The organism is Pseudescherichia sp. (assembly GCF_031979925.1).
Lineage (GTDB): Bacteria > Pseudomonadota > Gammaproteobacteria > Enterobacterales > Enterobacteriaceae > Pseudescherichia.
This window is the reverse complement of sequence record NZ_DALZFB010000005.1, coordinates 1-13,177: the sequence shown is the minus strand read 5'-3', so window position 1 is coordinate 13,177 and position 13,177 is coordinate 1. Positions and strand designations below refer to the sequence as shown.

General features: G+C 55.6%; 15 protein-coding genes. 6 read left to right on the top strand and 9 right to left on the bottom strand.

Annotated elements, in window-relative coordinates:
• Positions 1-12: 12 nt before the first annotated feature.
• Positions 13-801 carry a 3-ketoacyl-ACP reductase gene (locus RTM13_RS10320; protein WP_312211953.1) on the bottom strand — a complete coding sequence of 263 codons (789 nt, stop codon included), beginning with the start codon at positions 799-801 and terminating at the stop codon, positions 13-15.
• A 165-nt stretch (positions 802-966) separates the two neighbouring features.
• Between RTM13_RS10320 and RTM13_RS10315 the strand changes: the two genes are divergently transcribed.
• Positions 967-1,605 (top strand): TetR/AcrR family transcriptional regulator, encoded by a 639-nt coding sequence (locus tag RTM13_RS10315; protein ID WP_312211952.1) that lies wholly within the window; start codon positions 967-969, stop codon positions 1,603-1,605.
• 42 nt (positions 1,606-1,647) lie between these two features.
• Here the strand turns inward: RTM13_RS10315 and sspB are convergent, their stop codons facing one another.
• The 5 genes from sspB to zapE form a co-directional block, all read right to left on the bottom strand.
• Positions 1,648-2,148 (bottom strand): ClpXP protease specificity-enhancing factor, encoded by a 501-nt coding sequence (sspB, locus tag RTM13_RS10310; protein ID WP_312211951.1) that lies wholly within the window; start codon positions 2,146-2,148, stop codon positions 1,648-1,650.
• A gap of 5 nt (positions 2,149-2,153) precedes the next feature.
• Positions 2,154-2,792, bottom strand: coding sequence for a stringent starvation protein SspA (gene sspA, locus RTM13_RS10305; RefSeq protein ID WP_312211950.1), 639 nt, complete (start codon positions 2,790-2,792; stop codon positions 2,154-2,156).
• 312 nt (positions 2,793-3,104) lie between these two features.
• Positions 3,105-3,497 carry a 30S ribosomal protein S9 gene (gene rpsI / locus RTM13_RS10300; RefSeq protein WP_003025138.1) on the bottom strand — a complete coding sequence of 131 codons (393 nt, stop codon included), beginning with the start codon at positions 3,495-3,497 and terminating at the stop codon, positions 3,105-3,107.
• A gap of 14 nt (positions 3,498-3,511) precedes the next feature.
• Positions 3,512-3,940: a 50S ribosomal protein L13 gene (gene rplM / locus RTM13_RS10295; protein WP_024551131.1), complete on the bottom strand. Its 429-nt coding sequence runs from the start codon at positions 3,938-3,940 to the stop codon at positions 3,512-3,514.
• 226 nt (positions 3,941-4,166) lie between these two features.
• Complete coding sequence (zapE, locus tag RTM13_RS10290) at positions 4,167-5,294, bottom strand: cell division protein ZapE (RefSeq protein WP_312211949.1); 1,128 nt, start codon at positions 5,292-5,294, stop codon at positions 4,167-4,169.
• A gap of 193 nt (positions 5,295-5,487) precedes the next feature.
• Here zapE and zapG point away from each other — a divergent pair, with 193 nt between their 5' ends.
• The 3 genes from zapG to degS all read left to right on the top strand — a co-directional run bounded on the left by zapG (position 5,488) and on the right by degS (position 8,584).
• A complete protein-coding gene (zapG, locus tag RTM13_RS10285) occupies positions 5,488-5,886 on the top strand; it encodes a Z-ring associated protein ZapG (protein WP_312211948.1) in 399 nt (132 codons plus the stop codon).
• 171 nt (positions 5,887-6,057) lie between these two features.
• On the top strand, positions 6,058-7,428 hold the full coding sequence (gene degQ / locus RTM13_RS10280; protein ID WP_312211947.1) for a serine endoprotease DegQ: 1,371 nt from the start codon (positions 6,058-6,060) through the stop codon (positions 7,426-7,428).
• A gap of 88 nt (positions 7,429-7,516) precedes the next feature.
• Entirely contained in the window at positions 7,517-8,584 is a 1,068-nt protein-coding gene (gene degS, locus RTM13_RS10275; RefSeq protein ID WP_312211946.1) for an outer membrane-stress sensor serine endopeptidase DegS, read from the top strand.
• Positions 8,585-8,650: 66 nt separating this feature from the next.
• On the opposite strand, the gene mdh is transcribed toward degS, so the two are convergent.
• On the bottom strand, positions 8,651-9,589 hold the full coding sequence (mdh, locus tag RTM13_RS10270) for a malate dehydrogenase (RefSeq protein WP_312211945.1): 939 nt from the start codon (positions 9,587-9,589) through the stop codon (positions 8,651-8,653).
• 423 nt (positions 9,590-10,012) lie between these two features.
• On the opposite strand from mdh, the gene argR reads away from it, so the two are divergent.
• Positions 10,013-10,483 (top strand): transcriptional regulator ArgR, encoded by a 471-nt coding sequence (gene argR, locus RTM13_RS10265; RefSeq protein WP_103821383.1) that lies wholly within the window; start codon positions 10,013-10,015, stop codon positions 10,481-10,483.
• 378 nt (positions 10,484-10,861) lie between these two features.
• Positions 10,862-11,125 (top strand): peroxide/acid stress response protein YhcN, encoded by a 264-nt coding sequence (yhcN, locus tag RTM13_RS10260; protein ID WP_312211944.1) that lies wholly within the window; start codon positions 10,862-10,864, stop codon positions 11,123-11,125.
• 67 nt (positions 11,126-11,192) lie between these two features.
• Here the strand turns inward: yhcN and RTM13_RS10255 are convergent, their stop codons facing one another.
• A complete protein-coding gene (locus tag RTM13_RS10255; protein ID WP_312211943.1) occupies positions 11,193-11,471 on the bottom strand; it encodes a barstar family protein in 279 nt (92 codons plus the stop codon).
• A 45-nt stretch (positions 11,472-11,516) separates the two neighbouring features.
• Positions 11,517-12,971: an NAD-dependent succinate-semialdehyde dehydrogenase gene (locus RTM13_RS10250; RefSeq protein WP_312211942.1), complete on the bottom strand. Its 1,455-nt coding sequence runs from the start codon at positions 12,969-12,971 to the stop codon at positions 11,517-11,519.
• Between the last annotated feature and the right edge of the window lie 206 nt (positions 12,972-13,177).

Here is a 13,177-nt window from a genome sequence, read left to right as displayed (position 1 = left end):
TTTCCTTAGAGGTTAAAAGTGGGATTTATTCAGGCCGCCGTCGATATCGATAATCTGGCCGACGGTAAAGGGAAGCTGCCCGCAAGCCAGCGCGTTGACGGTGGTGGCGATATCTTTCGGCTGCCCCCAGCGCTTCATCGGCACCAGCCCATCGCCAATCAGCTGGTCATATTTTGGCTTCACGGTGCTGGTCATATCGGTTTCGATAATGCCGGGACGGATCTCGTAGACGCCGATCCCCTCCTCGGCCAGACGCAGCGCGAAGAGCTGAGTGACCATGCTGGCTGCCGCTTTCGAGACGCAGTATTCGCCCCGGGAGATAGAGAGGCTGTGGGCGCTACAGGAGGTGATATTAATAATGGAGCGGTGGTGAGCATCCCGCTCTCCCTGCTGGAGCATGATCCGGGCGGCACGCTGGCAGAAGAAGAACATAGCGCGGGTGTTCACCTCCTGGCAGTAGTCATAGTTTTCCGCCGTAACCTCCAGCAGATCGCCACGCTGCTTTGCCGCCGTCCCCGCGTTGTTAACCACGCAGTCCAGCCGCCCCCACTTCGCCATCACCTGGTCGAGCATCTGCTGCTGGACCGCAAGATCGGCAACGTCCCCTGGCACCGCAAGTGCTTCAATGTCAAACTGTTGCAGTTCAGCCACCATGCTCTGCTGGCGTGCACGGCCCTCTTCGCTATCGCGCCCGTTAATGGCAACGTTAAATCCCTGCTGCGCCAGCGCCTGTGCGCAGGCTTTGCCTATGCCGCGCGTGGATCCTGTAACGAGGGCGACCGGGCGTTGTGAATGGCTCATAGACGACTCCCAAAGGCTGAATAGTAGATTTCAACTAGATGGTTGATAACCGTTAAGCAGTATAGGAAGCGAGCAAAAAGAAAATAATGATCGACTTCTCAAAATCAACTAATTAGTTAATAATTAAGTAGCAGCCGGTAACGCGATGATTTTAATGGAGAAATAATGAATGATATCAAGGGGAAGCGGAGACACGATCCGGAATTGACCCGTGGGCTGATCCTGGCGGCGGCGAAAAGAGAGTTTGCTGAGAAGGGTTTTGACGGGGCCAGAGTTGACCAGATTGCCGCCGTGGCGCAGGTGAATAAGCAGATGCTTTATTACTATTTCGACAATAAAGACACCCTGTTTACCCATGTGCTGCAGGCGGCGTACCAGGATATTCGCGCCAAAGAGGCGGCACTGAAGCTGGATCATCTGAGCGGCCGGGAGGCTATCCTGGCGCTGGTGGACTTTACCTGGCACTACTACCTGGCGAACCCGGAATTTATTCGTCTGCTGAACAGCGAGAACCAGCTTAAAGGCCGTCACCTGAAGGAGCTGGACAGTATCGTGCCGATTAACCGCAGCTGGATAACCATCACCCAGCAGATCCTCGATCGCGGCGAGCAGGATGGCTCGATTCGCCCGGGCATCGATGCGATGCAGCTCAATATCAGCATCTCCGCGCTGGGCTTTTTCTATCTGATTAACCAGTCGACGCTGTCGATCCTCTATCAGCAGGATCTCAAGCAGCCCGCCGCCCTCGACGCCCGGCTGGCGGTGATGCGGGAGACCATCGCCTGTTGGCTGGCGGCGAAATGAGGTAAACGGGCAAAAAAAACAGGCCCCGAGGGGCCTGTGAGATTACTTCACGACGCGTAGCGCCGGACGACCACCGCGCGGCGGCGGATCGTTATCTGGATCGTTGTCATCGTCAACGTGGTCAGGCTTGTCGCCGTCGATCACCGACATCACGGTTTCGCTTTCAGCCGTTGCCGTTTCGTCATCGTCGTTAACGGTAACCGCGTCGCCATCGTAGGCCGCTTCCGGCTCAAACATGGTACCTGCGCCGTTTTCACGGGCGTAGATCGCCAGCACGGCGGCCAGCGGCACGTAAACCTGGCGCGGAACGCCGCCGAAGCGCGCGTTGAAACGCACCTCGTCGTTCGCCAGCTCAAGGTTGCCTACCGCGCGCGGGGCGATGTTGAGAACGATCTGCCCGTCACGGGCATACTCCATCGGCACACGCACGCCAGGCAAGGTCACGTCTACCACCAGGTGCGGCGTGAGCTGGTTATCCAGCAGCCATTCATAGAATGCGCGCAGCAGATACGGACGGCGTGGAGAGAGCTGTGACAAATCCATGCGTATTAACCCCGGCCGAGGCGCATTTCGCGTTCGGCTTCTGTCAGAGAAGCGAGGAAGGAGTCGCGTTCGAAAACGCGGGTCATGTAGCCCTTAAGCTCTTTCGAGCCGGTACCGCTCAGCTCAATGCCCAGCTGCGGTAAACGCCACAGCAGCGGTGCCAGGTAGCAGTCTACCAGGCTGAACTCATCGCTCAGGAAGTAAGGTTTCTGGGTAAAGACCGGGGCGATACCCAGCAGCTCTTCACGCAGCTGCTTACGGGCGGCATCCGCCTGGGCACCGGAGCTGGTGACGATGACGTTCATCAGCGTGTACCAGTCTTTTTCGATACGGTGCATATAGAGGCGGCTCTCACCACGCGCAACCGGATAGACCGGCATCAGCGGCGGGTGTGGGAAGCGCTCGTCCAGGTACTCCATAATGATGCGAGACTCCCATAGGGTCAGCTCGCGATCCACCAGCGTCGGTACGCTTTGATTCGGGTTGAGGTCAATCAGATCCTGAGGCGGATTATCCTTTTCCACGTGTTCGATTTCGAAACTCACACCTTTTTCGGCCAGCACGATGCGGACTTGGTGGCTATAGATGTCAGTAGGACCAGAAAACAGCGTCATTACCGAACGTTTGTTGGCAGCGACAGCCATGAAAACCTCCAGGTATATTCAGAATATTACTGCTGCGAGCCACAGAGTGACCAGCCAGATGTAAGGTGACCCATCCACCCGAAGAGACACATTTGTGCAAAAAGCAGCAAAAAATGAGCAATCCCCGGCATTTGGGCAGAAAATTGGATGATAGTTTACCAGATTTTGCGGGCTTTGTGGTGAGGGGATTCCGGAAATGCTGTAAATCAGGAAAAAATCAACGGTTACTGTGGATATCTTATTTTTTGTCCATAAAAAAACCCGGCATAAACCGGGTTTTTGCGCCGTTCGTTCTGCGTAAGCAGAGACAAATTAACGTTTGGAGAACTGCGGACGACGACGTGCTTTACGCAGACCGACTTTCTTACGTTCAACCTGACGAGCGTCACGAGTAACGAAGCCTGCTTTACGCAGTTCGCCACGCAGGGACTCGTCGTACTCCATCAGAGCGCGGGTGATACCGTGACGGATCGCACCAGCCTGACCAGAGATACCACCACCTTTAACAGTGATGTACAGATCCAGTTTCTCAACCATGTCCACCAGTTCCAGCGGCTGACGAACTACCATGCGGGCAGTTTCACGACCGAAGTACTGTTCCAGAGAACGTTGGTTGATAACGATTTTACCGCTGCCCGGTTTGATGAAAACGCGAGCTGCAGAACTTTTGCGGCGACCAGTGCCGTAGTATTGATTTTCAGCCATTGCCATAATCCCGATTAGATGTCCAGAACTTGCGGTTGCTGTGCCGCGTGGTTGTGCTCGTTACCCGCGTAAACTTTCAGTTTACGGTACATAGCACGACCCAGCGGGCCTTTTGGCAGCATGCCTTTAACCGCGATTTCAATCACACGCTCAGGACGGCGGGCAATCATCTCTTCAAAGGTCGCTTGTTTGATACCACCGATGTGGCCAGTGTGGTGATAGTACACTTTGTCAGTACGCTTGTTACCGGTTACGGCAACTTTGTCAGCGTTCAGAACGATGATGTAATCACCGGTATCTACGTGCGGAGTGTATTCCGCTTTGTGCTTACCGCGCAGGCGACGAGCCAGTTCGGTAGCCAGACGGCCCAGAGTTTTACCGGTCGCGTCAACAACATACCAGTCGCGTTTTACGGTTTCTGGTTTAGCTGTAAAAGTTTTCATTAAAAGCTTACCCAAGTAATAAGTTACACGTTGGTGAACACCCAAACGTTTAGTCAGTTGAGGCTCACACGACAAAGTCCGGCAAACCTACCCCTTCGAATAGCAAATGCCAGCACATAGAAAGTTTTGGGAAAAAAACCTTCTCGTAACGTGGGGTCGCAAGATTATAGAGAAGTCAGGGTCAAAGATCGACCCCTTTTTATACTTCTCGACGAGGTTTTCGCCTTTACCCGGCCAGGTGCTCGCGGGCTAAATAGTCCTCGCTCTGCATCTCCTGCAAACGCGACAGGCAGCGCTGGAACTCAAACTTCAGCCGCTCGCCCCGGTAGATCTCATGTAGCACCGCCTCGGCACTGACCACCAGCTTGACGTGGCGCTCGTAAAACTCATCCACCAGCGCGATAAAGCGCCGGGCCTCGCTCTCCATCAGCGGGGTCATCACCGGGACGTCAAACAGCAGCACGGTATGAAACATCTGCGAGAGGGCGATATAGTCATGCTGGCTGCGGGCATCCACGCACAGCGTACTAAAGGAGACCGCCAGCGTCTGGTTCTCTACCCCCAGCGTCGGCAGCTGACGATGGTTTATCTCCAACTGCGGGTGGTTTTCCCGCTTCGCTCCTGCCAGCGCCTGCCACAGCGTCTCCATCTGCTGCGCCGTCTCGTCATTGAGCGGCGACAACCAGAGGTGCGCCTGGGTCAGGGTACGCAGGCGGTAATCAATCCCGGCATCAACGTTCATCACGTCGCAGTGCTGTTTGATCGCCTCGATAGCGGGCAGGAAACGCGCGCGCTGCAGACCGTTGCGGTAGAGATTCTCCGGCGGAATATTCGACGTTGCCACCAGCGTAATGCCGCGGGCAAACAGCGCCTGCATCAGGCCGCCCAGCAGCATAGCGTCAGTGATATCCGAGACAAAAAACTCATCAAAGCAGAGCACGTCGGTCTCGGCTTTAAAGCGGTCAGCCACAATCTCCAGCGGATCGCTCTGCCCCTGCAGCTGGGTCAGCTCCTCATGGACCCGCAGCATAAAGCGGTGAAAATGCAGCCGCTGTTTACGCGTGCCTGGCAGGCTATGGTAGAAGAGATCCATCAGCCAGGTTTTCCCCCGCCCGACCCCGCCCCACATGTACAGACCTCGCACCGGCGCAGCGGGGCGTGCCTCCCGCTTGCCCAGCAGCTTGCCAAACGCTGCCCGTAGACCGCCGCCGGGAGCGGGCGTCTCTGTACGATTTGTTAGCGCCTGATAGATGTTTTCCAGCCGGTTAACGGCTTCGCGCTGGACATCGTCAGGCTGATGGCTGCCCTCTTTCAGGGCCAGTTGATAACGCGATGTGGGGGTAAGGCTCTGCATGATGCTATTGTTATTCCTTGATAATTTATTTGCCGCAGGTCCTGGCTGGTGAAAAAAAGGCCGTTCTACACTACGCGATGCTGTGCCAGGATTCCACTTATACGGATTTAGCGGTTATAGTGGCATAATGAGGTACAGGCAAGGAGCCTCGCCGCCTACACCCTACGGACCTACAACACAACGGGAGATGTTCATGACCTGGGAATATGCGCTAATTGGATTAGTCGTCGGCATTATCATTGGTGCTGTGGGCATGCGCTTTGGAAACCGCAAGCTTCGCCAGCAGCAGGCCTTACAGTATGAGTTAGAGAAGAACAAAGCCGAGCTGGAAGAGTATCGCGAAGAGCTTACCGGCCACTTTGCCCGCAGCGCTGAGCTGCTTGATAACATGGCCCACGACTATCGCCAGCTTTATCAGCACATGGCAAAAAGTTCCAGCCAGCTGCTGCCGGAGATGTCAGCGGAAGATAATCCGTTCCGCAACCGCCTTGCTGAATCCGAAGCCGGCAACGATCAGGCACCGGTTCAGATGCCACGCGACTACTCTGACAGCGCGTCGGGCCTGCTGCGCGGTGCGCCGAAGCGCGGCTGACCGCCACAGCCACTTTTTTTACGGGCGTACAGGGTACGCCCGCCTCTTCTTTCACCATCCCAGCTATTATTTAATCATTCACCTCATTGTTACCCGGTTGAAAATTCAATAACATCGATCCGTTTTGGGGCATTTTTTTCCTTACACTTCAGGTCACGAGAGCATGCATCGATGAAGAAACGAAACCCGCTGTTGAGTGCATTAGCGTTAAGTGTCGGATTATCTCTCTCGGCACCGTTCCCGGCGACGGCCTCGCTGCCCGCCAAGATCCCCGGCCAGCCCGCGCTGCCTAGCCTTGCGCCAATGCTGGAGAAGGTGCTGCCTGCAGTGGTAAGCGTGCAGGTAGAGGGAACGGCAGTCGCTCCTGAGCAGAAAATCCCTGAGGAGCTGAAGAAATATTTCGGCGACGAGCTGCCAGAGGGTCAGGCGCAGCCGTTTGAAGGACTGGGCTCCGGGGTGATTATCGATGCCGCTAAAGGCTATGTGCTGACCAATAACCACGTCATTAACCAGGCGCAGAAGATCAACGTCCAGCTTAATGACGGCCGTGAGTTTGAAGCGAAGCTGATCGGCGGCGATGACCAGAGCGACATCGCCCTGTTGCAGCTGCAGAATGCCACCGGGCTGACGCAGATTGCCGTTGCCGACTCCGATAAGCTGCGGGTAGGTGATTTTGCCGTCGCGGTGGGTAACCCGTTCGGCCTCGGCCAGACCGCTACCTCCGGGATCATCTCGGCGCTCGGACGCAGCGGGCTGAATCTCGAAGGGTTAGAAAACTTTATCCAGACCGACGCCTCCATTAACCGCGGCAACTCCGGCGGGGCGCTGCTCAACCTCAACGGCGAGCTGATCGGCATCAACACCGCTATCCTTGCGCCCACCGGCGGCAGCATCGGCATCGGCTTTGCTATCCCCAGCAACATGGCGCAAACCCTCGCCCAGCAGCTGATCCAGTCCGGTGAAATTCAGCGCGGCCTGCTGGGTATCAAAGGCATGGAGATGAGCGCCGATATTGCCAAAGCATTTAACCTCAACGTGCAGCGCGGAGCCTTCGTGAGCGAAGTGTTGCCTGGCTCCGGGTCAGCCAAGGCCGGAATTAAATCGGGCGACGTGATCGTCAGCCTCAACGGCAAACCGCTGAACAGCTTTGCTGAACTGCGCTCGCGCATCGCCACCACCGCGCCCGGCACGAAGGTGAAGCTTGGCCTGCTGCGCGATGGCAAAGGCCAGGAAGTGGAAGTCACGCTGGATAAGAGCACCGCCTCCTCCGCCAGCGCGGAGAGCCTCTCCCCGGCATTACAGGGCGCAAGCCTGGCCGACGGTCAGCTGAAAGATGGTACCAAAGGCATCACGATTGAGGAGGTGGCCAAAGACAGTCCCGCCGCCCAGGCTGGCCTGCACAAAGACGACGTGATTATCGGCGTTAACCGCGAGCGGGTACAGTCCATCGCCGAGATGCGTAAGGTCCTGGAGACCAAGCCAAATATCATCGCTCTGCACGTGGTACGCGGCAACGATACGCTCTATTTATTACTGCGCTAGTCCCAGCCTGCCGGACATCACCGCCCCTGTGTGATGTCCGGATAAGTCGTGCTATGCTGCCCGCACCCTGTTTAACGACGTCCGCATCATGTTAGTGAAGCTATTACGATCTGTCGGTATTGGCCTAATTGTAGGTAGCCTGCTGCTGGCTGCCCTGCCCTCGCTACGTCAGCTGGGCGCCTCTTCCACCCCACAGTTTGACAGCACCGACGAAACGCCGGTGAGCTATAACCAGGCGGTGCGCCGGGCTGCGCCTGCGGTGGTAAACGTCTATAACCGCAGCGCCGCCAGCTCGACGAATAACCAGCTGGAGATCCGCACCCTTGGCTCGGGGGTGATAATGGACCAGCGCGGGTACATCATTACCAACAAGCACGTGATTAACGATGCGGATCAGATCATCGTCGCCCTGCAGGATGGCCGCGTTTTTGAGGCGCTGCTGGTCGGCTCCGATACGCTAACGGATCTGGCTGTGCTAAAGGTCAATGCCACCGGCGGCCTGCCGGTGATCCCCATCAACCGCCAACGCACGCCGCACATCGGCGATGTAGTGATGGCGATCGGCAACCCCTATAATCTTGGGCAGACCATCACCCAGGGGATCATCAGCGCCACCGGCCGTATCGGCCTCAATCCGTCCGGGCGGCAGAATTTCTTGCAAACCGACGCCTCTATCAACCACGGTAACTCCGGCGGGGCGCTGGTTAACTCTCTCGGCGAGTTGATGGGCATCAACACCCTCTCGTTTGATAAGAGCAATGATGGCGAGACGCCGGAGGGGATCGGTTTCGCTATCCCCTTTCAGCTGGCAACCAAGATTATGGATAAGCTGATCCGCGATGGCCGGGTGATCCGCGGCTATATCGGTATTGGCGGCAGAGAGATCGCCCCCCTGCATGCTCAGGGTGGCGGTATCGATCAGATTCAGGGGATCGTAGTTAATGAGGTCGCTCCGGACGGCCCGGCGGCGCGCGCAGGTATTCAGGTCAACGACGTGATTGTCTCGGTGAACGGTAAGCCAGCCATTTCGGCGCTGGAGACGATGGATCAGGTGGCGGAGATCCGTCCGGGTTCAGAGATCCCGGTAGAGGTGATGCGTGAGGAGAAAAAACTGCTGCTGCACGTGACGATTCAGGAGTACCCGGCTACGAACTAATACGGCACCACCGGGCATTGTGATAATGCCCGGTGGCGCTACGCTTACCGGGCCTACGGTTCTGTATTACTTATTTACGAACTCTTCACCGAGCTGAATATCTTTTTTCAGCGTCTCCAGCATCCCTTCCATTGCCTGCTGCTCGAAAGCGCTCAGGGTGCCGATAGGCTGGCGCTCAGCAACGCCGTTTTTACCCAGCAGCAGCGGCTGGGAGAAGAAGCGAGCATGTTCGCCATCGCCTTCGACGTAGGCGCACTCAACGATGCCCTGCTCACCCTGGAGGGCGCGTACCAGCGAGAGACCAAAGCGCGCCGCTGCCTGGCCCATTGACAGGGTTGCAGACCCGCCACCGGCCTTCGCCTCGACCACTTCCGTGCCCGCGTTCTGGATACGTTTGGTGAGATCGGCCACTTCCTGCTCGGAGAAGCTAACGCCTGGGATCTGCGACAGCAGCGGCAGAATAGTGACGCCAGAGTGGCCGCCGATAACCGGGACTTCAACCTCGTCAGGCTGCTTGCCTTTCAGCTCAGCCACAAAGGTGTTTGAGCGGATGATGTCCAGCGTGGTGACGCCGAACAGCTTGTTCTTGTCGTAGACGCCGGCATTTTTCAGCACTTCAGCGGCGATAGCGACGGTGGTGTTGACCGGGTTAGTGATGATACCGATGCACGCCTGCGGACAGGTTTTCGCTACCTGATTTACCAGATTTTTGACAATGCCGGCGTTGACGTTAAAGAGATCGGAGCGATCCATACCTGGCTTACGCGCCACGCCTGCGGAGATCAGTACCACATCCGCACCTTTCAGCGCTGGGGTGGCATCTTCACCGGCGAAGCCCTCTATTTTTACTGCAGTAGGGATATGACTAAGATCAACCGCTACGCCAGGGGTGACCGGCGCGATATCGTACAGAGAGAGTTCTGAGCCTGAAGGCAGTTGGGTCTTGAGAAGAAGGGCTAGCGCCTGGCCGATACCGCCTGCCGCGCCGAGGACTGCAACTTTCATCCTAAACTCCTTATTATGGTTAGCGAAATATACCGTTACTCCGTTGCTAAGGACATTACAACATAGGGTAAATGATAGCGATCTTCCTGCAGAAAAAACGCGCTTCAACACGCGTTTAGCATCATCTACTTTATGTTGCCCTTTCCGGCAGCATGAACATTTCCTTCATAACACCAGCAATGCCCGCGCAGGCGGTACAATACACCCTGTAAAGCTAGCAAAACAACAGCACTTTAATAACATTTATTTTACTTTTAATCTTATTTGTGACTCGTGACACAGGCATGTTTCTCGATAAGTTATTTTGATAAAATCCGCGGCTTTCATAACATTATTTCAGCCTTAATAATGGCAGACTATTTGCATAAAAATTCATATATATGCATAATAATGTTGTTTCAATCGCCATTCCACGGGTGACTTATGCGAAGCTCGGCAAAACAAGAAGAATTAGTTAAGGCGTTTAAAGCGCTACTTAAAGAAGAGAAGTTCAGCTCCCAGGGCGAAATCGTTCTGGCCCTTCAGGAACAAGGGTTTGATAACATTAATCAATCCAAAGTCTCCCGGATGCTGACCAAGTTCGGTGCGGTACGTACGCGCAACGCTAAAATGGAGATGGTCTACTGCCTGCCTGCAGAGCTTGGCGTGCCGACTACCTCCAGCCCGCTGAAGAACCTGGTGCTGGACATCGACTATAACGATGCGGTGGTGGTTATCCATACCAGCCCGGGTGCAGCGCAGCTGATCGCGCGTCTGCTGGACTCGTTAGGGAAATCGGAAGGCATTCTCGGCACCATCGCCGGGGATGATACCATCTTCACTACGCCTGCCAGCGGCTTTACCGTGAAGGATCTCTACGACGCCATTCTGGTCCTGTTCGAACAGGAGCTGTGATCCTCTCTCCCCTCGCGCGTTGCCGAGGGGAATCTTCCTCTGTTAACCCGCTTACCCCCATAAACCACTGCCTGTCTCTTTAACAGAATGTGCGATCCTCTGTCATACCCTTGTCATCCAGTTGATCTAACCTTGTAGATCGCACAAAACGTTAAAAATGCATATCCATATGATTTTCTTAGACATAACTGTCATCCACCCCTCTTAAAACCCCGTTTTTATTCTCCTGCGTTATAAGAAGTTAAATTTATGTGACGTAATAACCTGTGAAACCATTAGCATGGTATTAATTTTTGCGGTGATTAGTGTATACTTGATTTTGTGATGAGGGTCACGAAATAAGACCCCAGTGAATAAGAATTTGACGAGGTAGATATCATGAAAATCAAAACAACTGTAGCCGCTCTGAGCATCCTTTCCGCACTCTCTTTCGGTGCCTTTGCCGCCGACTCTATCAGCGCTGACCAGGCTCAAGGCCGTCAGGCAATCGGTACGGTTTCTGTAGGTGCAATCAGCTCCTCACCAATGGACATGCGCGACGCGCTGAATGAAAAAGCGCAGGCCAACGGCGCATCTTCATACCGTATTATCGAAGCACGTACCGGCGATCACTGGCACGCCACTGCCGAACTCTACAAATAAATCCCTCGTCGTATAACCTACGACTTGCCCCCGCCTGTCGGGGGCTTTTTTATGCCTGCTGATGACCTCAGGCGCGCACGTTAAAGCGCAGCATACCTCCCAGCTCCTCTTCGGCTTCATCAAAGAGCAGGATCAACGCACCAAAACGGCGACGCTGTTTTTCATGAAGGTGCACAAACTCGATCTCAAGCGGCATCGGCAGAGCATTATCCTCACCGGTTACCACCTCCCACAGCGAGTCCAGATTATTCACCTTTGTCCGATCGATAGTAAACGTACGGCAAAATTCGCGATAAAAGGCGTTCTGATCGTCAATCTCGTCGAAATCAAACGTGTAGATATTCATTATTCGCCACCCTGCCCGGATGGGCGGCCTGTGCCGCCCCAGCGTTTATAATCCTCCGAGATGAAGAGTTTTAACCTCCAGGTACTCTTCCAGCCCCAGCACCGATCCTTCGCGGCCCAGGCCAGACTCTTTCACCCCGCCAAACGGCCCCAGTTCGGTAGATACCGCACATTCATTAACCCCAATCATCCCGGCCTCCAGCGCCTGTGAGACGCGGAAGACGCGCTGTAGGTTTTGCGTATAGAAGTAGGCTGCCAGGCCAAACGGCGTATCATTGGCGCGATGAATGACTTCATCCTCGGTAGTAAAGCGGAAGCAGGCGGCTACTGGACCGAAGGTCTCCTCTGACGCCAGCTTCATGCTGTCGCTACAGTTAGTCAGCACCGTTGGCTGCCAGAAGTTGCCCCCCAGCGCGTGAGTTTTACCGCCTGCCAGCGCCGTTGCGCCTTTCGCTATAGCATCCTCAACATGTTCGCGCACCTTATCCACCGCCGCCGACTCGATAAGCGGCCCGACAACGACGCCCTCCTCCATGCCGTTACCCACTTTCAGGGCGTTAACCCGCTCGGCAAGCTTGTTCACGAACGCGTCATAGACGGCTTCATGGATATAGAAACGGTTAACGCTGACGCACACCTGCCCGGCGTTGCGGAATTTATTGGCAATCGCCCCCTCGACGGCGGCATCGATGTCCGCATCGTCAAAGACGATATAGGGCGCATTGCCTCCCAGCTCCATCGATACCTTTTTCATGGTTTCAGCGGCGTTACGCACCAGCGTTTTACCGACCGCCGTCGAGCCGGTGAAGGAGATTTTACGCACCTGCGGGCTGGCCATGATCGCATCGCTGATCTCAGCGGTAGTGCCTGCTACGGCGTTGAGTACCCCGTCCGGAACGCCCGCTTTTTTCGCCAGCTGTACCAGAGCAAACGCGCTAAGCGGGGTGTTGTTGGCAGGCTTGATGACGCCGGTACAGCCTGCGGCCAGCGCCGGACCGAGCTTGCGGGTAAGCATCGCCATCGGGAAGTTCCACGGCGTTATAGCCGCAACCACGCCAATTGGCTCGCGGGTCGCCAGAATGCGCGATCCGGGTTTAATTTGTGGGATGATCTCACCGTTGGCACGCTTGGCCTCTTCGGCGAACCACTGAATGAAGCTGGCGGCGTACTCAACCTCTCCCTCTGCCTCTTTCAGCGGCTTGCCCTGCTCGCTGGTCATCAGCTGCCCCAGCCAGGTTTTGTTCTCAATAATCAGCGAGTACCAGCGGTAGAGAATAGTGGAGCGCTCTTTCGCGGTTTTAGCCCGCCAGGCAGGGAACGCTCGCGCGGCAGCGGCAATTGCCTCCTCGGTCTCTTTTTTGCCTGCTTTAGCAACCTTCGCAATCACCTCGCCGGTTGCCGGGTTAGTGACGTCAAAGGTGTTTTCCAGCGTTTTCCATACGCCGTCTACAAAATAGCCTGTCTGAAAAAGCGCATTGTCCTGAAGTGCCTGGGTTGCCATGCGTCCTCCGATCCCCGTTAATGAATGACTCCGCTAAGTATAGCTACAAAAAAACCGACGCTTCTGGCGTCGTTAGCTGGGGGAAAAGGGAAGTATATGGCTCCAGTGAATCTGTTCCGTTCACCTCATGCCGGGCACCACATATAATGGTCGTCACACGTGAACGGGATAAGGGGGCCACCGCGGCCCCCTTATCGATCCCCGCG